Here is a 471-nt window from a genome sequence, read left to right as displayed (position 1 = left end):
TATTTTACAAAATGAATTTAACAATTAAGGACTTGGAGCGCTTAGCAAACGAACAGAACAAGACTGTTTACTCCTCGATGTATGACATAATTCTTGATCAATTTGTTGACGCATTAAGATTTACGGACGTAGCTAATCTTACAGAAGATAGAAAGAAAATACTGGGGACGTGTGGGATTTATTTAAGTTCACTTGTAGAATTATTGCATACATTGCGTGAACTAATTGATAATGGTCATATAGAAAGTGGTGGTTCTATTGCTACGGCATGCTGGGAACGCACCCTTACCTTAAGGAAGATTCTGATAAATCCGGAACTAAACTCACAAATCCATACCGACCATCAAAAGGTTAAGAAAACACCTTGGTACGAAGCCGAAACCTGAACGGTAGGCGGCGCAATTTCGGGATATTGGGATACAGGCAGGGTAATCAAGCCCAAAATACCCCTGTCTCTTATACACATCTCCG

Annotated in this window: 2 protein-coding genes; one reads left to right on the top strand and one right to left on the bottom strand. The window is 39.7% G+C overall.

Annotated elements, in window-relative coordinates; translation table 11 throughout:
• Positions 1-386: hypothetical protein (locus JHD69_RS21180; RefSeq protein ID WP_233166127.1), on the top strand; the 386-nt coding region annotated here is incomplete at its 5' end.
• On the opposite strand, the gene JHD69_RS20325 is transcribed toward JHD69_RS21180, so the two are convergent.
• Positions 344-466: an efflux RND transporter permease subunit gene (locus JHD69_RS20325; protein ID WP_233166129.1), complete on the bottom strand. Its 123-nt coding sequence runs from the start codon at positions 464-466 to the stop codon at positions 344-346. The two genes, JHD69_RS21180 and JHD69_RS20325, sit on opposite strands and share 43 nt — an antisense overlap.
• Positions 467-471 lie beyond the last annotated feature (5 nt).

This window comes from Pedobacter sp. ASV12, from assembly GCF_016429155.1.
Taxonomy (GTDB): domain Bacteria; phylum Bacteroidota; class Bacteroidia; order Sphingobacteriales; family Sphingobacteriaceae; genus Pedobacter.
Note: the sequence above shows the minus strand (reverse complement) of the source record. Positions and strands in the feature narration are given on the sequence as shown.